At 58.4% G+C, this 20,175-nt stretch carries 16 protein-coding genes and 1 other RNA gene; 6 read left to right on the top strand and 11 right to left on the bottom strand.

What is annotated here, in order from left to right; all coding sequences use genetic code 11:
• Positions 1 to 11: 11 nt before the first annotated feature.
• Positions 12 to 1,148: an FAD-binding oxidoreductase gene (locus BLV67_RS26120; protein WP_083269331.1), complete on the top strand. Its 1,137-nt coding sequence runs from the start codon at positions 12 to 14 to the stop codon at positions 1,146 to 1,148.
• The gene (locus BLV67_RS26115) at positions 1,142 to 1,837 is read left to right on the top strand and encodes a M24 family metallopeptidase (protein WP_065911168.1); all 696 of its coding nucleotides are present in this window, start codon (positions 1,142 to 1,144) and stop codon (positions 1,835 to 1,837) included. The genes BLV67_RS26120 and BLV67_RS26115 overlap by 7 nt, the downstream gene beginning before the upstream one ends.
• A gap of 789 nt (positions 1,838 to 2,626) precedes the next feature.
• Here the strand turns inward: BLV67_RS26115 and BLV67_RS26110 are convergent.
• From BLV67_RS26110 to BLV67_RS26075, 8 genes are all read right to left on the bottom strand, one after another.
• Positions 2,627 to 3,280 (bottom strand): RraA family protein, encoded by a 654-nt coding sequence (locus BLV67_RS26110; RefSeq protein ID WP_068931357.1) that lies wholly within the window; start codon positions 3,278 to 3,280, stop codon positions 2,627 to 2,629.
• A gap of 27 nt (positions 3,281 to 3,307) precedes the next feature.
• Positions 3,308 to 4,363: an NAD(P)-dependent oxidoreductase gene (locus tag BLV67_RS26105; RefSeq protein ID WP_065911170.1), complete on the bottom strand. Its 1,056-nt coding sequence runs from the start codon at positions 4,361 to 4,363 to the stop codon at positions 3,308 to 3,310.
• A 64-nt stretch (positions 4,364 to 4,427) separates the two neighbouring features.
• The gene (locus tag BLV67_RS26100) at positions 4,428 to 6,992 is read right to left on the bottom strand and encodes a phosphoenolpyruvate carboxylase (protein WP_244160773.1); all 2,565 of its coding nucleotides are present in this window, start codon (positions 6,990 to 6,992) and stop codon (positions 4,428 to 4,430) included.
• 897 nt (positions 6,993 to 7,889) lie between these two features.
• Positions 7,890 to 9,158 carry an integrase domain-containing protein gene (locus BLV67_RS26095; protein WP_069786502.1) on the bottom strand — a complete coding sequence of 423 codons (1,269 nt, stop codon included), beginning with the start codon at positions 9,156 to 9,158 and terminating at the stop codon, positions 7,890 to 7,892.
• A 173-nt stretch (positions 9,159 to 9,331) separates the two neighbouring features.
• Positions 9,332 to 9,728, bottom strand: a transfer-messenger RNA (tmRNA) gene (gene ssrA, locus BLV67_RS26090).
• Between the two features lie 104 nt (positions 9,729 to 9,832).
• Positions 9,833 to 10,111, bottom strand: a complete 279-nt coding sequence (locus tag BLV67_RS26085) for a hypothetical protein (protein WP_065911172.1) — start codon at positions 10,109 to 10,111, stop codon at positions 9,833 to 9,835.
• 125 nt (positions 10,112 to 10,236) lie between these two features.
• Positions 10,237 to 13,059: an FAD-binding and (Fe-S)-binding domain-containing protein gene (locus BLV67_RS26080; RefSeq protein ID WP_069786503.1), complete on the bottom strand. Its 2,823-nt coding sequence runs from the start codon at positions 13,057 to 13,059 to the stop codon at positions 10,237 to 10,239.
• 72 nt (positions 13,060 to 13,131) lie between these two features.
• Positions 13,132 to 14,826 carry a lactate permease LctP family transporter gene (locus tag BLV67_RS26075; RefSeq protein WP_069786504.1) on the bottom strand — a complete coding sequence of 565 codons (1,695 nt, stop codon included), beginning with the start codon at positions 14,824 to 14,826 and terminating at the stop codon, positions 13,132 to 13,134.
• 252 nt (positions 14,827 to 15,078) lie between these two features.
• On the opposite strand from BLV67_RS26075, the gene BLV67_RS26070 reads away from it, so the two are divergent.
• Positions 15,079 to 15,846: a GntR family transcriptional regulator gene (locus BLV67_RS26070; protein ID WP_017139269.1), complete on the top strand. Its 768-nt coding sequence runs from the start codon at positions 15,079 to 15,081 to the stop codon at positions 15,844 to 15,846.
• A gap of 28 nt (positions 15,847 to 15,874) precedes the next feature.
• On the opposite strand, the gene smpB is transcribed toward BLV67_RS26070, so the two are convergent.
• Complete coding sequence (smpB, locus tag BLV67_RS26065; RefSeq protein WP_003176160.1) at positions 15,875 to 16,357, bottom strand: SsrA-binding protein SmpB; 483 nt, start codon at positions 16,355 to 16,357, stop codon at positions 15,875 to 15,877.
• Between the two features lie 167 nt (positions 16,358 to 16,524).
• On the opposite strand from smpB, the gene BLV67_RS26060 reads away from it, so the two are divergent.
• Together BLV67_RS26060 and BLV67_RS26055 are read left to right on the top strand one after the other, a co-directional pair.
• Positions 16,525 to 16,959 carry a type II toxin-antitoxin system RatA family toxin gene (locus BLV67_RS26060; RefSeq protein WP_056858270.1) on the top strand — a complete coding sequence of 145 codons (435 nt, stop codon included), beginning with the start codon at positions 16,525 to 16,527 and terminating at the stop codon, positions 16,957 to 16,959.
• Positions 16,952 to 17,254, top strand: a complete 303-nt coding sequence (locus BLV67_RS26055) for an RnfH family protein (RefSeq protein ID WP_069786505.1) — start codon at positions 16,952 to 16,954, stop codon at positions 17,252 to 17,254. Before BLV67_RS26060 ends, BLV67_RS26055 begins: the two co-directional genes overlap by 8 nt.
• Before the next feature lie 63 nt (positions 17,255 to 17,317).
• Here BLV67_RS26055 and BLV67_RS26050 read toward each other — a convergent pair whose 3' ends face one another.
• Complete coding sequence (locus BLV67_RS26050; RefSeq protein WP_069786506.1) at positions 17,318 to 17,845, bottom strand: outer membrane protein assembly factor BamE; 528 nt, start codon at positions 17,843 to 17,845, stop codon at positions 17,318 to 17,320.
• Between the two features lie 98 nt (positions 17,846 to 17,943).
• On the opposite strand from BLV67_RS26050, the gene fur reads away from it, so the two are divergent.
• On the top strand, positions 17,944 to 18,348 hold the full coding sequence (fur, locus tag BLV67_RS26045) for a ferric iron uptake transcriptional regulator (protein WP_017139266.1): 405 nt from the start codon (positions 17,944 to 17,946) through the stop codon (positions 18,346 to 18,348).
• Between the two features lie 98 nt (positions 18,349 to 18,446).
• On the opposite strand, the gene recN is transcribed toward fur, so the two are convergent.
• Complete coding sequence (gene recN / locus BLV67_RS26040) at positions 18,447 to 20,120, bottom strand: DNA repair protein RecN (RefSeq protein WP_069786507.1); 1,674 nt, start codon at positions 20,118 to 20,120, stop codon at positions 18,447 to 18,449.
• Between the last annotated feature and the right edge of the window lie 55 nt (positions 20,121 to 20,175).

Raw genomic sequence — 20,175 nt, 5'->3', positions numbered from 1 at the left:
GGGTTTGCTGCATGAAAGGTTGCCCCATGCATGTGCTTGAACAGGGTCCAGGGGTGCATTCATACCGTGCAGTCGCTGTAACGCGGGCCGGCGCACGCGTGGCGGTGTTGCATTTGGAGCCCGCAGGTCTGACCGCACTTCGCTACCGTGCCGGGCAGTACGTCACTGTCGAACTGAACGACGGGACGCTCCGGGCATATTCTCCCGCCACTGGCATGCAGGCTGATGGCCGGTTGGAACTGCATGTGCAGTTGCACACGGGGGGGCGGTTTTCGCAGCGTGTTAAGCAAGGAGCCCAGGCGTTGGGCCTGTTGAAGGTGCGTGGCCCGTTCGGTCAGTGCGTCTGGCCAGGTTCATTTGATCAGACGGGGCAGGCAATCCTGCTGGCGACCGGCACGGGTATAGCGCCCATCAGAGCATTGGTCACGGATGCCCTGATAGCCGGTAAGGGCAAGGATATTCGTGTGTATTGGGGGGTTCCATCGCGCGACGATCTTTATCTGCATGACGAATTCGCCGCGCTCGAGCAGCGGTATTCACAGTTTCACTTTGTTCCGGTGCTTAGCCGCGAAATCCCCGGCGACAAGCGTTATGTGCAGCACATAGCTTCAGCGCAGCACACTTCTCTGGCCCATGCCTGGGTAGTTGCCTGCGGCAAACCGGAAATGGTTAGCGCCGCCGCGAAGCTGCTTGGCGAGTGCAACGGTCTGCCGGCATCGCAGTTCTACGCCGACCCATTCAGCGCGTCGAATACGCTGCCGCATGCCGCCGCCGGTGCCTCGAAAGCGGCTGACATCCCCACACTTACAGTCAACGTGACACGTCCAGACAGCCGATTTTCGGAGCCTGTGCAGGTCCGCGCCGATGGAACTCTGATGCGGGCATTGCGCGACGTCCAGTTGGTCGAGGGCGTCTGCAATGGCCAACAGTCATGTGGCACCTGCCGGCTGAGGCTGCCTAAAACGTGGTTTGAGGCGCTGCCCCAGGCCACGCGTTCCGAAGCCCGACTTCTGCGGGCTTTACCAGGTGCAGGCCCCCACGACCGCCTTGCCTGTCAGATCGCCCTGAGCCCTGACTTGGAAGGTCTGCAGGTTTTACTCACCGAAAGTCCACGACTCACTCTTAAAGCGGGAGAATACCCATGTTGAACTTAGCTGATCGTGACGCTCTGGAGGCCGTCGGCCAACACTACAATGTGAGCACCATGATGAAAGTGCGGCAGATGACCCGGAACGCAATCTTGGACATCGCTCGTCAAATCGGACCAGGCATGGTCGAAGAGGATGCGCTGGAACTGGCCAAGGATGTGCTGGCCGAGCGTGAGATGCTTAAAGGGTGGCATGGTGTTTTTGTAAGGTTTGGCGCAAATACGACCAAAACCTTTGGCGCGCCTTCGCAGCCCGGTAGGGTGCTGGGTGGGGACGATATTTTCTTCATCGATATCGGCCCGACTTGGCAAGAGTGGGAGGGCGACGGCGGTCAGACGTTTGTAACAGGCGACGACTCGGAAAAGGCGCGCTGCGCGGCTGATTCGAAAGCGATTTTCCATGAAGTACGCAGCCATTGGCTCAACACCGGAGCCACGGGCAAAGCGCTTTATCAGTTTGCGGTCGATGCCACTGAACGTCGCGGCTGGCTGCTGAACCTGGACCTGAATGGCCACAGGCTTTCAGATTTCCCTCACTCTGCGGCCTACGGCGGCGCAATGTCCGACATTGAGTTCACCCCAAGCAGTCAGCTATGGGTATTGGAAATTCATATCCGCAACCAGGAAAACACCTTTGGCGCGTTTTTTGAAGACATGCTGCTTGAAGATGAGTATTTCGACGATTTTTGACCATGCTTGCTGTCTTGATGAAAAGCAGATGGTCGTTCCCTGATAAATCCGCCCCCTTTGCTCCTTCAGATAGGGCTCCTTTGCATTCATCTATGCAATACCGGCACGCAGACGGGGCGGGAGCGCATCGGTTTAAAGAAAGGAATCAATGCAATTGGTCGTCTATCCTGTGGTTCGGTGCGGCATGCGTGAGGACGTGTGAGTGTCAGCAATTGGCCAAAAAAAGCAGGCATCATGCCGACATCCTGCGCCCGAACGCATAATCGACAACAACCCCTACGCGGGCGCATATGGCCCTGAAAGCCGTGTGTTTGCTGGATTCCAGGCACAAAAAAAGACGTCCGTGGACGTCTTTTGATGATGAAGTGGTGGGCTGGGGTAATCTGAATCGGTCTTTTATGCTATTGATTAATAGTATCAATAATCGTTTTGTATTTTGGTTGGAATACCGATTGGAATACCTCACAAAATGGCATTCCATTGACCCCCTCCCTGCTTTTAATCGATCTGACAACCTTGCTTCGCGCGGTGATCTACTCGGCTTTCCTCTAGTTCATTCACATCGCCATCCGTAACTTTGCAAACCGGCGTTGCCTGAGGGGAGCGATACGGACTTTTTCAATTCCTGTTACAGACGTTCTGCGGCCGTGATGTGCTTGAAGCTGTTTGCTTTGCAGAAGATGTCGCCATTAACCGATGTCTCGCAAAGTGCCGGCGTATAGCTGATGGATATCGGGTAGCACTGACGGCGCCACCATCAGGCACGCTCGCCATCAGTCAACGCTATCGTCAGCTACGTGGGGTTTGTAGCGCGTGGTAACCATAGTCGGCCCGCGCCTGGCGCAAAGGCACTCCCGCCTCGATAGCCGCACGGATATGCTCTTCGGCCTGGTGGACTTCTTCGGCTACCGCCAGCACTTCGATCAGTGAACCGGCTGGAATCACTACGAGGCCATCACCGTCGCCGCGCAACCAATCATCGGGCTGTACCCGCACGCCGCCCAGCGTCACGGGCGCCTGGATCGCTTCGACACGCACACGATCCTTGCCGGTGCGCATCCAGTTACCTCGGGAAAAGATCGGGTAGTTGAGTTCCAGCGCACGGTCGATATCGCGGCAGATACCGTCAATCACCGTCCCGGCCAACTGCTTACGGGCGGCGGTAGAGGTCAACAAGTCGCCCCACACTGTAGTGTCGAGCCGCGCTTGGTTGTCGATCACCACCACTTGGCCGGCCTCAAGGTCGTCGATGTAATCTCCCACCGAGCCGCCGTCCAGGCCAATAGGGCCGTAGCGCAGGGTCCATGCTTTGCCTGTGAGATTGAACGTGCGATCCAGGGGCATGATGTCGGTGCACTGGCAAACGATTTTCAGGCGGTCCATCGCGTCGCTGAGGTCGGTGCAACTCAGGGCGTTGATACGGGTAAAAATAGAGGTTTGCATGATATGGCCTTCCTTGTGTCCGGTCGGTTAACGCACGATGGCGGCGTTACTGAATGCATGGATCTTGTCGACGATCTGGCGCGATGCCGACCTGATTGCCGTGGTGGTATTGCCGGCAATATGCGGCGTCAATTGCGCGCGGGAAATGCCGGTCAGTGGAGAGTCGAACCGGTCCTTTTCCAGGGCAAAGGTATCGATGGCGACCGCCTTGATATGCTTGGGAAACTGGCGCATGAAGGCTGCCAGTTGCTGTTCGTCAACGATCCCGCCGCGTGCGGTATTGATCAGGATTGAACCTTGGCGCATCTGCCGGAACTCGGCAGTGCCGAACAAGCCTCGGGTCAGCGTGGTTAGCGGGACGTGGATCGAAACGATGTGCGCCTCGGCCAGTAACTGCGCCAGGTTTGCTCGTCGTTCAAGCTCAAGGCTGCGCGCCACCGGTTCGGTGAAACGCTCCGACCCGGTGGCGATCACCTTGATGCCCAACACCGTAGCTTTGCGTGCTACCTGCCGGGCAATGCTGCCGGTGCCCACCAGCCCAAGCGTGAGTTCGGCGTATTCGGAGGTAGGTGCCAAGGCGCCTTTTGCCCAATGGCCGTTGTGGGTTTCGGCGTTGTAGTAATCCAAATCGCGAGACAGAAACAGCACCTGGGCCACGACGTATTCGGCAACAGCGGCCGCGTTGGAACCCGGCGTGTTGAGTATCGCCACGCCACACTGCTCGCACTCTAGTCGATCAATATGGTTAACCCCGGTGCCTGCCTGGGCAATGGCGCGCAGTGGTGTAGACAGCGCGGGTGAGGTGGCTGCGCGAATCAGGCTAGCGCCGAAGGGGATATTCAGGCGTGTCTTGAATACGCTATAACCCCCGGCCTGATTCACGGCAGCAATAAAGTCAGGCTCGTCGTGGCAGTTAATCTCGGCATACTGAATGCGCGTGGTGTAATGCTGCCGGATGCGGTCCTTGTCCGCGAAATAGTGCAGATTGAGGGTAACGGCCAGGCCCAGGTTAAGGAAGCGATCGACTTCTTCAAACAGCAACGGTGGCCCGGGGGCGTCGAGTATCAGGGTAGTAAACGCCATACAGTTGATCCTCTTGGAGGGTAGCGCCTGCCGATACCCAGGTTGCCCTGGGTATCGGGACTGATCACCAAGTGAAATGTTGGGCGCTGGTGGGATCGACCAGACCTGCATCGGTACTGGCGGCCGCGAGGAACCCGCTGTAGAAATCATTCAGCGACGAAGACTGGATGAACTCGGGATTGCTTTTGGCGTAGATAAGAAACAACCGATAGATTCTCAGGTTCTTTTCTTTGCGGTAGACCTCTGCCTTGAGGCTAGGCCACGGGTTGAGCAAGCTGCTTTCCTTGATTTTCCATGGATCCACCCACTCGGTGCCGGTAATGGCTCTGTACACGAAGCGCTTACCTTCAATCACTTCTAGGTGCAGGCTGGCCAGCAGCTGTTCTGCCGTTCCGACTGCTTCAGTCTTCAAGGCTTCAGCCAGCGCCAGGATGTTGGTCTTCTCCGGGATGCTGCCGGTCAAGGTCAGCCAGGCGCATTTCAGGTCGGTTCGCGCGATGGCATAGGCCATACCTTTGACGTAGGTATGAAAACTCTCATCCTCGTTAAACGCCGTCGACAATTGCGCTGCCGGCTCTCGCGAAAACTGCCCGACGCCGATCAGTTCGCTGTGTAACCCACCGGCCAACAGCGCACGGGTCCAGGGAATCGCACGAATGGCATCTGGCCGGGACTCGAAAACCTTGATGTTAAAGATGCGAGAAGGCGGCCTGGTGCCCTTGGCGGTGGCCCTGACCACATCGAATCGCGCCAGGTCCCGCAGCAGGGAAGGCAGGGCTGGATGCTCGAAGAATGTCGCCTGGTAGCGGCGCACCACCTCAGCCCAGCGTTGAATCCTGCCCGTAACGACCTCCTCGGACGGTTGCGGCTGGGGCTCGGCGTGCATGCGGTACAACTGGCTGAGGAAGTTGACGGACTGGTTGCGGGTAAGCAGATTAGCGCGCATCTCCGCGCACCCGGCCAGCATGAAGCGGGTTTCCGGACCCTCCAGCGCACCGAACTCCTGCAAGGTCTCGGCGATCACTCCGTTACACCGTGCGTGTTCCCCGCCCATGATTACGTGGACAACCACCTCGACACCGTAGCGGGCCGCGATCCGCTTGTGCTGGTTGGCAATAGCCATGTTCAGTTTGTGCATGGCCTTGCCGCCTTGTTTGCCGGTGTCGCTTGGGCCAAACGTGATGTATTGGCGGTTGCCTCGCGTTGCCAGGTGCTGGCGGTACCACGGGTTTTCGTACACCTCATGCACCGTCGCCAGCGTGCGCTCGGCACCCGCAAGGTCTTCGGGTTGCAGGGCGATGTCGATTCCGTCCCGCACCTGAGCCGCCTTCATCAGGAACAGCACCTCCAGCGTGCTGAGGGCCGAGGTGTATTCGGCGATCCCGTGGATTTTCATGCGGTCGCGATACCGATCGATCATTTCAAACCGCTCGAGCGCATTGCGCGCATCGTGCATGCGGATGTAGCTCGGGTCCTGCTCCATCAGCGCGATGTAATCCTGGCCGGCGTATTGCTCGGCTTTCTTGGTGTAAATCAACGCGGTGCGTTGCAGATAGTCTTGCCACAGGGCAGCGGGAGCCTGGGACTCGTCGCCTTCCAGCGCGACCTCAAGCGCGGCCAGGCGCGCACGCTCATCCAGCTCATGATAGTGCCGGCTCTGGCCCAGGCCGATGGTTTCCAGCCACTGACTGGAAAGAATCTCATCGATCACGCTGCTGAACATCTCAGCGTTTTCACGAAACTCGATATCCAGGTAGTGAAAGCCAAACGCATGCACCCGCAGCAGCAAGCGGTCAATGGCGGCCGGCTGAGTAAAACGTATGCTACCCAGCGCTTCGATCAGCTCGGCGGGCTGCTCGAAATGCTCGGGATGATCCTTGTCCAGGCGTGCGCGAATCTCTTCCAGGCGATGCCGTGCGCCGCCGTCCTTGATCAGGCTGTCGATATCAGTGATGTAGCGATTGCGCAGCGCGGTTTCCAGCGCCACGACCAGGGTTTCGGTGTGCTGGTTGGTGTCATAGGGGCGGCCATCTTTGTCGCCGTATAACCAGGTAAACAAGGTCAGCCATTTTTCCTGCGGCGCCAGGCCCAGGGCGTGATGCACGTCGGGTAACGCGTCATACACACTGTCGGCGTAAAAAATCTGCGACTCGATATCGGTGCCATTACTGCCCGACCACACGGCGTTGTACAACTCCAGCAGGAGCTGCGCAGTGGCCTGGGGTTTTTTCATGCCACGGTCTTCGACGTGCTGCGCCAGTTTCTGCAAGACCAGCACGACGGAATGCTTGAGCTGGTCGGTCTCTTTGCACAGCAGCCCCAGGCTGATATTTACCCCCGACGGCGCTGCAATCAACTGCGAGTCGAGCGTGAGCAACTGACGGGGCAGGCTGGCTTGCGAAGCGATCTGGGTCGCCACACTCCTAACCGACAATTCGAACAGCAGTTGCTTGATCAGCAACAGCTTCCAGAAAGCCTCGACGTCTTTGCTGGAGCGGGATTCGAAAAACGCCTTGCCCAGAGCCGCCGCCAGTTTCGAATCAGCCTTGTCCAGATACGACAACGTATCGATTTCGGCGTAGATCCTCAGGCAGGCGCGAGTGTGCGGGGTTTGCGAAGCATCATCCATGTTTGCCTTGAGTGCGTGCTCCAATGCTCGCCATAGAACGTCATGCAGTAACGCGGGGTTGGTATGGCCGATTGAGGGGCGAGTTGACGTGTTTTCCAGTATGGAGTTGATCACATGATTCATGGGTTCAAGCCTCGATAATTGTACAAATCCCTTGTTTGCATTGCGCCAAACAGACACAAGCAAAATCATCAATGTCCCAGGCTTAACCCACTGCGTCAGAACGAACGGAACTCACCTGTTCGCCGACAGAAAGCCCTTGTCGGTACCGAAAAGCGGCAATAAATTCGAAACAACTCGTTACATCTGTTAGCAATAAAGCACGCCCCAGTTTTTTCGACAAAAGACCTTTTTGGAATAAATGGCCTCGAAAAAATGATAGGGAGCTATTCAATATAGTTGGATGAAGTTCTAATTTCGAACGCCGATATTTTCTTAAGCTTCTGTTTTTCTAGGAGAAAAAAGCTGAAAGAAAAAAAGCCAGAAAAGCGTTGGTGGAGCGGGGAGGTAGTTTTCTAGATGAATATGAAAAAAGTTTCACGATGCTAACAGCCGCTCCCCGTTCCCATAGAAGAGCCTTATATGATCCAAATAAGACTATCGGAGGTTAAATACGCCAGTTGGCGCTGGAAAGCTCGTCTCGGCGGCTCCCTTGATGGTGAACGACAAGCTATTTCAGCGGTGGGGTGATCACGTGCGAAAATCGCAGTCGTTGTTGGCTGATAGATCATTCAAGCGTGAGTCCCTGAGTATGGGAATGCAGAGCCTTCCCATACTCAGGGACTTTGACTAAGGAGCACAGGCGTGCGGGAGGTTTTGCGATAGTCGTGAATCCTGTCCCCATACTGCACCATACGGTTACACGGTTTTTCGCCGGTGCCACCAGCTCTAGGATGCTCAGCGTATCGGTACGACGTTGAAGTCTCTGGTGTAATTGATCGCGGTTGCCGAAAGGCTGCCGGTGGCCGCCTTCTGGAGATGTTCACTCCACCAAGCCATCATCGGACGCCGGCGTTCGATGATGGCTTGGTTGTAGGCGCTCCGAACTTCGTCCTTGTCAACATGCGCCAGCGCGACTTCGATCAGTTCCGGATCCCATCCATGCTCGTTCAGGATTGTGCTGGCCATGGAGCGCATGCCGTGGCTGACCAAGCGGTCCTGAAAGCCCATCCGTTTCAACGCCATGTTGGCTGTTTGGCTATTCGCGTGGGTGCGCGGGTTTCTATCTGACGGGAACACATATTCCCTGTGGCCGCTATGGTGCTTGAGCGTCTCCAATAACGAGAGTGCATGTTCGGTCAGCGGAATTGTATGCGGACGACGCTTTTTCATTCGCTCCGGAGGGATGGTCCAGATGCGTTTGTCGAAGTCGATGTCTGCCCATCGAGTGGTGGCCGCCTCGGCAGGGCGTGTCATGGTATGAAGTTGCCATTCGATCAGGCAGCGGGTCGTCCGCTTGATGCTGGCGTTCGCGATTTCCATCATGAGCTCCGGAAGCTCATCTGGTGGTAGCGCTGCCATGTTCTCTTTCTTAGGTTTCTTGAACACCGCTCGAATGCCGCTGAGAGGGTTGGCAAAGATCATTCCGGAATTGACCCCGTAGGTCATGATCTCGTTAAGGCGCTGGCTCACTCGCTTAACTGTCTCGAGGCTGCCTTTGGCCTCAATCGGACGAAGGAGCTTGATGACCATTGGGGCGCTGACTTCCGAGAGAGGCGTTGATTTCATGCTCGGAAAAACATGCAGTGTGAGGGAGCGCCAAATGTCTTCGGCATACGCCGGCGTGACGGAATCCTTCTTCAGCTCGAACCAGGCGGTGGCCACGTTCTCGAAGGTGTGTTCCGTTTCCGCTCGTTTGGCTTCCTGTAGCTCATTGCGCTGAGCGTTTGGGTCGACGCCCTGTGCAAGCAGCTCTCTGGCCTCAACGGTTTTCTTCCTCGCTTGCGCAAGAGAAACCTCGGGATAAGAGCCGAGGGCCATGTTGATTCGATTTTTGGTGACGGGATGCCGGTAGTTGAAATTCCACTGCATCGAGCGATTGACCCTGACTCTCAGCTGGAGCCCGTCGCCATCGGTGAGGACGTAATCCTTGTCTTTCGGTTTGACCGCCTTGAGCTGGCGGTCGGAGAGGCGGGGTGGTTTGAGCGCACATGAGAAGTACTCCATGACACCTTTTGGTATTCCCAAGATTAGCGCCGGGTAGCCGGGAATACCATTGGGAATACCAAATCGCCCGGAACTCAAAAAACCTCGAAAGCCCGCAATAGCCCTGAAACGCCCGTATTTACTGGATTTCAGGCACAAAAAAAGACGTCCGTGGACGTCTTTAGTTGATCAAATGGTGGAGCCGGGGGGATTTGAACCCCCGTCCGCCAGTACTCCGCTGTCGGTACTACATGCGTAGCCGTTTCTATTAAGTTAACCCTCAGCGACCCGAAGGGCAGGGTGCTTTGGGCGAGTTGTGTAAGTTTTAGCCGCTTCGTCCACAACGTACTGCACGGCGATTCTGTTCTATATGACAATCACTTTGGGTTTACAGACATCCCCTGGTGATTGCTGGACCCGAAGGTACCAGAAGCTCAGGGCTAAGGCTGCTTACGCAGCGAGAGCGAATTCCTGGCCGTAGTTTTCGTCATTGGCAACTATAAGAAGTTGCAACAGTGGATTTACGAGTTCTGTTACCAACTCGGCATGCACCTAAAGTTTCGCGACCGGCGTCGAATCCTAAACGGCCCCGTGCTTGTAACTCGTTGTTTCTTAGTGAGTGACAAGCCTGTGCAGTGTACGCCAAACCGTCACGGAAGGCCAACCCGAAGGTTGGCCCTCAGCGAGTGAGCCGCTTATTGGCCGCCTTTGTCGCCGTTCTGCAGATCTTGCAGGGCCTTGGAGGTGATCTCGATGCACTTCTTGTCATCGCCAGCGGCGTGCGCGGCTCTGGCCTGGGACACGGCGGTGTCGATTTCGCCTTTTTTGCCACTGGTGTCGGTGGCGAGCAGGGCTTGGCCGTTGTTGATTTTATCCAGGTTGATTTTGCACAGGTCCGGCTCGCCGGCAGCAAAAACAGGCGAGGCCAACATCGCGGCGGTGATGAACACGCCAGCAAGAGCAGTACGCTTCATGGGGTATCTCCTTGAGCAAATAAGGCTCGATGCTGCGCCGAGGCGGGGCAGCCAGCGAGGTCACGGGTGAGCCTCGTTCGCCGAGGCCTATTCAAATGACTGCGCCGGCACGCAGGGGTTCTGTTTTATTTGCAGGTTTCATGGGCGCGGGCCTGCGTGACGCGGTCCACGAGGTACACCAGGCCGTGGTAATCAATGCCGCCATGCTGGCTCAGGCCGATCTCGCAGGTGCGGCTGGTGGAAATGCCTTCGCTGCAATGTTGCACCGCGTCCTTGAGCGAGCGCAGTGAGTGGGCGTTGAGTTCCGGGGTGGTGAAGCCTTTGTCGCCGGCGAAGCCACAGCAGTGAATGCCTTCCGGGATCACCACGGTGGTGGCGCAGCGCCGCGCAAGGTCGATCAAGGCCTGGCTTTCGCCCAGGTGCTGGGTGCTGCAGGTGACGTGCACGGCGATCGGGGCTTGCTGTGGGGTGAAGTCGAGGCGGTCCATCAGGTGGGTGCGGATAAAGCGCACCGGGTCGTAGAGGTCCAGGCGGGTTTCGCCGAGGTCTTGCACCAGCCGCAGGGTGCAGGGGCTGGTGTCGCAGTAGATCGGGTCGAGGCCGCCACGGCTGGCGTGGAGCAGGGCGCCGATCAGTTCCTGGCGCTTGTGTTCGGCTTGTTCGGCGTAGCCTTTGGAGGCGAATGGCTGGCCGCAGCACAGGCTGTCCTGGTTGTCGGGGAACACGACTTGGTAACCGGCTTTTTCCAGCAGGCCGCGGGTTTTGTCGTACAGCGACATTTGCTCTTTATCGTCGGCTGATGGGCCCATGGCGCGTGAGACGCAGGCGGCCAGGTAAACCACGCGCGGGCGCTCGTCATTCACTGCCGGGCTGAAGCGGATGGCTTTTTCCGGCTGCGGCATGGCGTTGGTCCACTGCGGAATCTGCCCTTTGGACAGCTGCGTGATTTTGGCCGAGAGCTTCGCCAGGCGGGGCGCGCCCAGCAGCATGCGCGCGCCATTGGCCACATGCAGGGTAAAGCGCGCACCTTGCATGGCCGTGGCGAAATGGCTGGCCAGCCAGTCGGCGGTTTTCGTACGGTCGGCATCGCGGGTGCGCAGTTTTTTCACCAGGTCGCCGGTATTGATTCCCACCGGGCAGCGTTGCGCGCACAAGCCGGTGGCGGCGCAGGTGTCGATGCCTTGGTAGTGGTAGGCGGCTTCCAGTTCGGTGGTGTCGACGCCTGCGCGTCTCTTCGCCTGGATATCGCGCCAGATCACGATGCGCTGGCGCGGGCTGAGTGTCAGGCCTTTGGAAGGGCACACTGGTTCACAAAAACCACACTCGATGCACTTATCCACAAGCTCGTCGGCGGCGGGCAGTGGCTTAAGGTGCTTGAGGTGGATTTGCGGGTCTTCGCTCAGCACCACGTCAGGGTTAAGAATGCCGTTGGGGTCGAGCAGGCGTTTGAGCTGCCACATCAACTGGTAGGCATCGCTGCCCCATTCCAGCTCGACGAAGGGCGCCATATTGCGGCCGGTGCCGTGTTCGGCTTTCAGCGAACCGCCGAATTCCACCGCCACAAGCTGTGCGACGTCGTCCATGAACGCCTGGTAGCGTGCGACTTCTTCCGCGCTGTTGAAGCCTTGGGTGAACACAAAGTGCAGATTGCCTTCCAGGGCGTGTCCGAAAAGGATGGCTTCGTCGTAGTGATGTTTGTCGAACAGCTCGATCAAGCGGTTTACACCGATAGCCAGTTGCTCGACCGGGAAGGTCACGTCTTCGATGATCACCGTGGTGCCGGTTTTACGCACGGCGCCGACGGCTGGGAAGGTGTCTTTGCGGATGGCCCACAGGCGGGCGTTTTCCAGCGGGTCCTGGGTGAAGTCGACCTGTTCTTCCACCGGGAAAGCGGCCAGGGAGGCCATGATCAGCGCCAGTTGTTCCTGCAGCAGTGATGGCGACGCGGCCCGCGATTCGATCAATAGCGCGCAGGCGTTTTCCGATAACTGTTGTACGAAAGCCGGCATGCCCGGTTTGTCCTGCACCGAGCGCATGCTGCGCCGGTCCAGCAGTTCAACGGCGGAGACAGGTTGGGTTTTGAGCACCGTTACGGCATTGCAGCAGGTTTCCACATCCGGGAACACAATCAGCGCTGAGGCCTTGTTCGGGTGGTCGATCACGGTGTCGTAGGTGACTGCGCTGATAAAACCGAGGGTGCCTTCGGAGCCCACCAGCAAATGGCTGAGGATATCCAGGGGTTCATCGAAATCCACCAAGGCGTTGAGTGACAGGCCGGTGGTGTTTTTCAGACGGTATTTGTGGCGGATTTTTGCAGCCAGTTCGACGTTTGCCCGCGTCTCCCGGCCCAGCGTGGCCAGGCGCTCCAGCAGTTCGCCATGCTGTTGGCGAAAGGCACTGACACTGGCCGCGTCCTCGGTATCCAGGCGGCTGCCATCAGCCAGCACCAGGCGGATGCCGGCCAGGGTGTGATAGGTGTTTTGCGCGGTGCCGCAGCACATGCCGCTGGCATTGTTGGCGACGATGCCGCCGATCTTGCAGGCGTTGATCGAGGCCGGGTCCGGGCCGATCTTGCGCCCGAACGGCGCCAGCCACGCATTGGCCTGGGCGCCGATCACGCCGGGTTGCAGGCGAATCTGTGTGCCTTGGCCACGAATTTCGCGGCCGTTCCAATTGTCACCCAGCACGATCAGCACCGAGTCGCTGATGGCCTGGCCGGACAAGCTGGTGCCGGCTGCGCGGAAGGTCACGGGGATGCGGTCGCGCTGGGCCAGATGCAGCAGCGCCACGACTTCGTCTTCCGACTCCACGCGAACCACCAGCTGTGGGATCAGTCGGTAAAAGCTGGCGTCAGTGCCGAAGGCGAGGGTGGAAAGAGGGTCGTCGAAGCGACGATCTTTCGGGATCAGTTGTGCGACGTCGCTCAGGAAAGCAGCAGGCAGGCTCATCGGTCCTCCAGAAATAGCTGACGCCGGAACCGTTGTCCGGCGTCGATTCTTACCCTACTTACGTGCAGGCTTTTAGTGCACCAGCATACCGGTGAACCAGTAGGCCTGCGCCAGCGTGATCAGCCCGACGATGGTGGCAAAAAACAGGCTGTGCTTGAGGGTAAAGCGGAACAGGTCGGACTCTTTGCCCACCAGGCCGGTGGCGGCGCAGGCCACGGCGATCGACTGTGGCGAGATCATCTTGCCGGTCACGCCGCCGCTGGTGTTCGCTGCGACCAGCAAGGTGTCGTTAACGCCGATCTGATGCGCCGTGGTGGCTTGCAGCGAGCTGAACAGGGCGTTGGACGAGGTATCGGAGCCGGTCAGGAAAACCCCCAGCCAGCCGAGGAACGGCGAGAAGAACGGGAACGCCGCGCCGGTGCCGGCCAATACCAGGGCCATGGTCGAGGACATGCCGGAGTAGTTGGTAACGAAAGCGAACGCCAACACCATGCCAATCGACAGGATCGGCCAGCGCAGTTCGTAGAAGGTCTCTTTTAAAGTGGTAAGACCAGTCTTTAGGTTGATTTTCAGCACCAGCATCGAAATCAGTGCCGAGAAGAAAATTGCGGTACCGGTGGCTGAAATCGGGTCCAGCTTGAACACGGCAGGAATCGCTGTGGGGTTGGTGACGATCGGAGCGACCTTGATCACCAGTTGATCCAGGTGCGGGATCGCGAAGTTGAACACCCAGCTGTACATCGCGCCGCCGGCGGCGAACATCGCCTTGAACGGCTTGAGCGTCCAGATAGTGACCAGTACGGTGAGGATCAAGAAGGGCGACCAGGCTTTGAAAATCTGCCCCAGGCTATAAGGCGAGGCGATGGTTTGGCGTGGCTGGCCGAAGCCGCCTGCGCTGGCGGTGACCGCTGCGGCGGAAGTGGCACCGGCAATTTGTGCGCCGGCGCTGCGTTTGGGCTGCCAGACTTTCAGGAACAGGGTCAGCGCCACCAGGCTGGCCAGGGCCGAGGTGATGTCCGGCAGCTCCGGGCCGATGAAGTTGGAGGTGAAGTATTGGGTGACGGCAAAACTCAGGCCCGCTACCAGTGCGGCTGGCCAGGTTTCGCGAACACCGCGCAGGCCGTCCATCATGAACACCAGCCAGAACGGCACGAACAACGACAGCAGCGGCAACTGGCGGCCGGCCATGGCGCCGATCTTGAACGAGTCGATACCGGTGACTTGCCCGGCGACGATGATCGGAATACCCAGCGCACCGAATGCTACGGGCGCGGTGTTGGCGATCAGGCACAGGCCGGCGGCGTACAGCGGGTTGAAACCCAGGCCTACCAGCAGCGCGGCAGTAATTGCCACGGGTGCACCGAAACCGGCCGCACCTTCGAGGAAGGCGCCGAAGCAGAAGCCAATCAACAGCACTTGCAAGCGCTGGTCATCGGTAATCGACAGGACCGAGCTGCGGATGATTTCAAACTGCCCGCTCTTGACCGTCAGTTTGTAGAGGAATACGGCGGCGACGATGATCCAGGCAATGGGCCACAAGCCGTAGGCAAACCCGTAACCGGCGGCGGCCAAGGCCATGTCTACCGGCATCTGGAAGGCAAAAATAGCCACCAGGATCGACAGCCCCAGGGTGATGCTGCCTGCCACGTGGCCTTTGAGGCGGAACACCGCCAGTGCCAGGAAAAAAAATACGATCGGGATAACGGCGGCCAGTGCGGACAGGCCGAGGCTGCCGAGTGGGCTGTAGAGCTGTTGCCAGGTTTGCATAATGGGGTGGCCCCTGATTGTTGTTGTTTGGTCAGCTTGGATAATTGGTAATACCAATTTACAGTCGCTGTCGGCTAGAGTAAAAGCCTCGGCAGGGGTGTGTCAATTTGCCGCTCACGAAACTTTGGTCGTAGCGGTGTGGGTGGGGTGTTCTGGTTGGGTGAATCGAAGGCGTTCTGATAGGTGCCGCAAGCGCGGCGATAGGCGAGAATAGAGGGCCTGGCGAGTGGTCGGGTTTGTGGAGAGTGAGTTATGGGGTTTGATCAGGTGCGTCAGCGCCGTTTGTCTGACGATATTGTCGAGCAGCTTGAGGGCATGATCCTCGAGGGCACGCTCAAGTCGGGCGAGCGCTTGCCAGCCGAGCGCGCTTTGGCTGAACAGTTTGGCGTGTCGCGCCCTTCGTTGCGGGAGGCGATCCAGAAGCTCGCGGCCAAGGGGTTGTTGGTCAGTCGTCAGGGCGGCGGTAACTATGTGGCGGACTCACTGGGTTCGACCTTCAGTGATCCGTTGCTGCACCTGCTGGAAAATAACCCAGAGGCTCAGCGGGATTTGCTGGAGTTTCGTCAGACCCTGGAAGCGTCCTGCGCTTACTACGCCGCATTGCGTGCCACTGAGGTCGACCGCGAGCGGCTGACTGCAGCGTTTGAGGCGCTACAGGATTGCTACACCCGCGCTGATGAGGTCAGCCGGCTGGAAGAGGGCGCGGCGGATGCACGTTTTCACCTGGCCATCGCTGAAGCCAGCCATAACGCCGTGTTGCTGCACACCATTCGTGGCCTGTTCGATTTGCTCAAGCGCAACGTGGTGACCAATATCGGTGGCATGTACCAGCAACGCACAGAAACCCGTGACATGTTGATCAGCCAGCATCGGGATTTGTATTTGGCGATTATCGAAGGGCGCGCCGAGCAGGCGCGGGAAGTCTCAACGCGTCACCTGCTGTATGTGCAGGAAGTGTTGGAGGAGGTGCGTCAGGAGGTCCAGCGCGTGGCTCGGGCGGAGCGACGTAAAGGGATGTAGCCCGCGCGGGGCTACACCGTTACAAGGATTACTCTTCCTTGCCCTTGTTGCGCACGGCGCGATGCAACTCACGGTTGGAGTCACGCTCACGCTCGGTATCGCGCTTGTCGTATTCCTTCTTGCCCTTGCCCAGCGCGATCTCGCACTTGACCAGGTGTTTGCTCCAGTACCAGGACAGGCAGATGCAGGCATAGCCTTTCTGCTGTACGGCGGCCGCGAGCTTTTCCAGTTCGCGGGCGTTGAGCAACAGCTTGCGCGTGCGCACCGGGTCGGCAATCACGTGGGTGCTCGCGGTGGTCAGCGGGGTGATATGACTGCCCAGCAGCCATGCCTCGCCATCTTTGAGCAATACGTAGCTGTCGACCAGTTGCAGCTTGCTGGCGCGCAGACTTTTTACTTCCCAGCCGGCCAGGACCAGACCAGCCTCGAACCGATGTTCGATAAAGTAATCGTGTCGCGCCTTTTTATTTTGCGCGATGGTCCCTGTGGGGTGTTTCTTTTGTTTAGCCATAGGGGCGGCATTATAGGGAGTTGCGAGCGTGTCGGCTACGGTCAACCTGCGTGCTTGAGCGTGTTGGACGAATCCCGGACAATACCGGCAGTTCTCTGGTTTTTTTCTCTCGCGGATTGGGCTGTTCTTTCGCGATGTTTGCCTCAAGCAGTGGAAGTAACGCTCACATGACGACGCATATTCAACGTTCGGCTTTATTGCCTTATCCGGCGCAGGCGCTCTATGACCTGGTCAATGACGTAGCGCGTTACCCGGAGTTCCTGCCTTGGTGCTCAACCGCCGACGTGCTGGAAAGCAGCGATGAGCATATGGTCGCCAGTGTCGGGGTGGCCAAGGGTGGGCTTAGCCAGCATTTTGTAACGCGCAATGTGTTGGTGCCGGGCAAATCCATTGAGATGAACCTGCAGGAAGGGCCGTTCACCCAGTTGCATGGGGTATGGGTATTCAAGGCGCTGACCGACAAGGCCTGCAAGATCAGCCTGGACCTGTCTTTTGATTACGCCGGCCCGATTGTGCGGGCGACCTTGGGGCCTTTGTTCAACCAGGCGGCTAATACCCTGGTGGATGCATTCTGCCAGCGGGCCAAACAACTGCATGGTTGAGATTGAAGTGGTGTACGCCGCCGAGGATCGCCAGGTCTTGCTGACGGTGACGGTGCCTGCGGGTACTAGCCTGAAGGCCGCGGTGCTGGCGTCGGGGATTGCTGAGCAGTTTCCAGGGTTGGTATTGGCGGATTGCCCGCTGGGCATATTCGGCAAAGTGATCGCTGATGCGCACGTGCGTGTGGCGCAGCCAGGTGATCGAATCGAGATTTACCGGCCCTTGCTGGCAGACCCCAAGGAAGTGCGCAGGCTGCGTGCGGCCAAGGCGGCCTTGGCGCGGCAGCAGAACCCATAAGGCTGCCAATCGGCAGGCAATAAAAAGCCCGGCATGCCGGGCTTTTTATCGAGCGCCGCACAATTACTGCGGGCTGGTGTCCAGAGGCTGTGGCGTCGGGACAGGAACGGTCTGCACGCCGTCGACGTCCTTCTGGATCTGATCCAGCAAGGAGCCAGGCTTGGCCGGCACTTCGGACTTCGGCTTCTCTGCTTCCTGCGCTGGCGCAGTCACATTGGTGCCGGTGTCCTTGCCGAGCAAGGCTTCATCACGGCTTACGCCGGGCATGAAGTCACCGGACAGGCTCACAAGCTGGTCATTGCCATTGAAGATGACACTGACGCGCTCCTGCTGGCGCTCACCGCCACCTGGCTGGATGCTGTAGAGATAATCCCAGCGATCGGCATGAAAAGTGTCGGTCAGCAGGGGGTTACCCATAATAAACCGTACTTGCCGTCGGGTCATTCCCGGGCGTAACTGGTCTATCATGTCCTGCGTGACGACATTGCCCTGCTGGATGTCGATTTTGTAAACCCCGGGGAATGAACAACCGGCGAGTGCGAGCAGTCCCACAAGGGTGAAACTGGTTAGCAAGAGCTTGGTGTTTTGCATCGGTGGGCGACTTCCACTATCTTGGCTGGGACAACGTAAACGCCGATCATACCCGTATTAAGAGAAGCTGCGAAGCAGCATCCGCGAGAAAGCTAACCATGGTTGAAAATAGCGAACTACGCAAAGCCGGTCTTAAAGTGACTCTGCCACGAGTCAAGATTCTACAAATGCTCGATTCTGCTGAGCAGCGCCACATGAGTGCCGAGGATGTTTACAAGGCGCTGATGGAGTCTAACGAGGACGTTGGCCTGGCCACGGTTTACCGTGTGCTGACCCAGTTTGAAGCCGCAGGGCTGGTGGTTCGTCATAATTTCGACGGCGGTCATGCAGTGTTCGAATTGGCTGACGGTGGTCATCACGATCACATGGTTGACCTGGATACCAATGAGGTTATCGAGTTCACCAGCCCGGAAATCGAGAAGCTCCAGCACCAGATCGCTGAGCAGCATGGATTCGATTTGGTGGACCATAATCTGGTCCTGTACATCCGTAAGAAAAAGTAAAAATCGACACAGATTTGCTCTGTGAAACGATAGAAGGCGACCCCAGGGTCGCCTTCGTGCTTTCTATAGGAGAGAAAATAGAGCGAAAAAAGCTCGATTCAGGCCTTGGCAGCCACCACCATTTTCTTGGCGTGGGCCAGGGATTCTTTCGTCAGGTCGATGCCGCCCAACATCCGCGCCACTTCTTCTACCCGCTCCGATTTATTCAGTTTGGACACGGCCGTATGCGTCGCATCGCTGCCGCGCACTTTGTGTACAAATAAATGCTGATGCCCTTGGGCGGCCACTTGCGGCAAGTGAGTCACGGTGAGCACCTGGCCACGTTCGCCAAGGCGGCGCAGCAGTTGGCCGACAATCTCCGCAGTTGGCCCACCAATACCCACGTCCACTTCGTCGAATACCAGCGTGGGTACCCGTGAGGTCTGGGCGGTAATCACCTGAATCGCCAGGCTGATCCGCGACAGCTCACCACCGGAGGCCACTTTCGCCAGTGCCTTAAGCGGCTGGCCAGGGTTGGCGCTGACCAGCAGCTCCACCTGTTCCAGGCCATGGGGTTGCAACTCGTTGCTGGTGTTGGCGTGCAGCTCAATGGTGAAGCGCCCGCCGGGCATGCCCAGGCGCTGAATTTCCTGCTCCACGGCGTTGGCCAGGCTGGTAGCGGCTTGCTGGCGCAGGTCGCTGAGTTCGCGGGCCTTTTCCTGGTAGTGGCGGGCGAAGGAGGCGAGTTCATCGCCCAGCCGTTCAATCGACTCGTCGTTGGCGTTGAGGGTTTCGATTTCATCCAGCAGCTTCTGCTGCATCGTCGCCACTTCGGTCGGCTGGATACGGTGTTTGCGCGCCAGGGTATAGATAGTGTCCAGGCGCTCTTCGATTTCCTGCAGGCGCGCCGGGTCGGCGTCGAAGTGATCGAGGAAGCGATTGAGTTCGCCAACGGCTTCTTCTACCTGGATCTGCGCACTGGTGAGCAAGGTTGTGGCCTCGCTCAAGGAGCCCGACCCGCTGTTCACGCTTGATAGGCGATTGAGGCTGGCGGTGAGTGCATTGAGTACATTGCCCGAATCACTTTCGCTGCATTGTTCCACCACTTGCCGGCAGATACCCAGCAGGGTTTCGGCGTTGGTCAGGTTCTTGTGTTCCTGCTCCAGTTGCTCCAGCTCGGTTTCGCCAAGGCCCAGGCTTTCCAGCTCTTCAAGCTGATAGCTGAGCAGTTGATGGCGAGCACGTTGTTCGTCGCCGGAGTTGGAGAGTCGCTCCAGCTCCTGGCGGGTTTGCCTCCAGCGCTGGGCGGCAAGTTGCACCTGGCGGGCCAGGTCGGTGGCGCCGGCGTATTCGTCGAGCAGGCGACGATGGGTGTCGGTTTTGAGCAGGGACTGGTGTTCGTGCTGGCTGTGGATATCGATCAGCAACTCGCCCAGTGCCTTTAAATCGCCGAGCGGGCAGGGTGTGCCATTGATGTAGCCGCGTGAACGACCTTCCGCCGTGATGACGCGGCGCAGGATGCACGGGCCTTCATTATTAAGGTCGCGCTCGGCCAGCCAGGCCTCGGCTTCGGGAATATCGGCGAGGTCGAAAGTGGCGAGGATATCGGCCTTGTCTGCGCCTGGGCGTACCACGCCACTGTCGGCGCGGTCGCCCAGGGTCAGGCCCAGGGCGTCGAGCATGATCGATTTGCCGGCGCCGGTTTCGCCTGTGATTACGCTCATCCCGCGATCCAGTTCGAGGTCCAGGTGTTCAACGATGGCGTAGTTATGTACGGACAGGTGCACCAGCATGACGGCCGCTCCCAGGCTTTAGGTCTGGTTATTTATACAGTGTTTTGTTTGGGGC

The sequence above is a fragment of the Pseudomonas salomonii genome, from assembly GCF_900107155.1.
GTDB classification, from domain to species: domain Bacteria; phylum Pseudomonadota; class Gammaproteobacteria; order Pseudomonadales; family Pseudomonadaceae; genus Aquipseudomonas; species Aquipseudomonas salomonii.
This window is presented reverse-complemented; position numbering and strand designations above follow the sequence as displayed.

Bases quoted from the DNA above. Each gene is read 5' to 3' on its own strand.
- fur (WP_017139266.1), top strand. From the start codon at position 17,944: ATGGTTGAAAATAGCGAACTACGCAAAGCCGGTCTTAAAGTGACTCTG.
- BLV67_RS26060 (WP_056858270.1), top strand. From the start codon at position 16,525: ATGACGACGCATATTCAACGTTCGGCTTTATTGCCTTATCCGGCGCAG.
- BLV67_RS26120 (WP_083269331.1), top strand. From the start codon at position 12: ATGAAAGGTTGCCCCATGCATGTGCTTGAACAGGGTCCAGGGGTGCAT.
- BLV67_RS26055 (WP_069786505.1), top strand. From the start codon at position 16,952: ATGGTTGAGATTGAAGTGGTGTACGCCGCCGAGGATCGCCAGGTCTTG.
- BLV67_RS26070 (WP_017139269.1), top strand. From the start codon at position 15,079: ATGGGGTTTGATCAGGTGCGTCAGCGCCGTTTGTCTGACGATATTGTC.
- BLV67_RS26075 (WP_069786504.1), bottom strand. From the start codon at position 14,826: ATGCAAACCTGGCAACAGCTCTACAGCCCACTCGGCAGCCTCGGCCTG.
- BLV67_RS26050 (WP_069786506.1), bottom strand. From the start codon at position 17,845: ATGCAAAACACCAAGCTCTTGCTAACCAGTTTCACCCTTGTGGGACTG.
- BLV67_RS26095 (WP_069786502.1), bottom strand. From the start codon at position 9,158: ATGGAGTACTTCTCATGTGCGCTCAAACCACCCCGCCTCTCCGACCGC.
- smpB (WP_003176160.1), bottom strand. From the start codon at position 16,357: ATGGCTAAACAAAAGAAACACCCCACAGGGACCATCGCGCAAAATAAA.
- BLV67_RS26110 (WP_068931357.1), bottom strand. From the start codon at position 3,280: ATGCAAACCTCTATTTTTACCCGTATCAACGCCCTGAGTTGCACCGAC.
- BLV67_RS26105 (WP_065911170.1), bottom strand. From the start codon at position 4,363: ATGGCGTTTACTACCCTGATACTCGACGCCCCCGGGCCACCGTTGCTG.
- recN (WP_069786507.1), bottom strand. From the start codon at position 20,120: ATGCTGGTGCACCTGTCCGTACATAACTACGCCATCGTTGAACACCTG.
- BLV67_RS26100 (WP_244160773.1), bottom strand. From the start codon at position 6,992: ATGGATGATGCTTCGCAAACCCCGCACACTCGCGCCTGCCTGAGGATC.
- BLV67_RS26080 (WP_069786503.1), bottom strand. From the start codon at position 13,059: ATGAGCCTGCCTGCTGCTTTCCTGAGCGACGTCGCACAACTGATCCCG.
- BLV67_RS26115 (WP_065911168.1), top strand. From the start codon at position 1,142: ATGTTGAACTTAGCTGATCGTGACGCTCTGGAGGCCGTCGGCCAACAC.
- BLV67_RS26085 (WP_065911172.1), bottom strand. From the start codon at position 10,111: ATGAAGCGTACTGCTCTTGCTGGCGTGTTCATCACCGCCGCGATGTTG.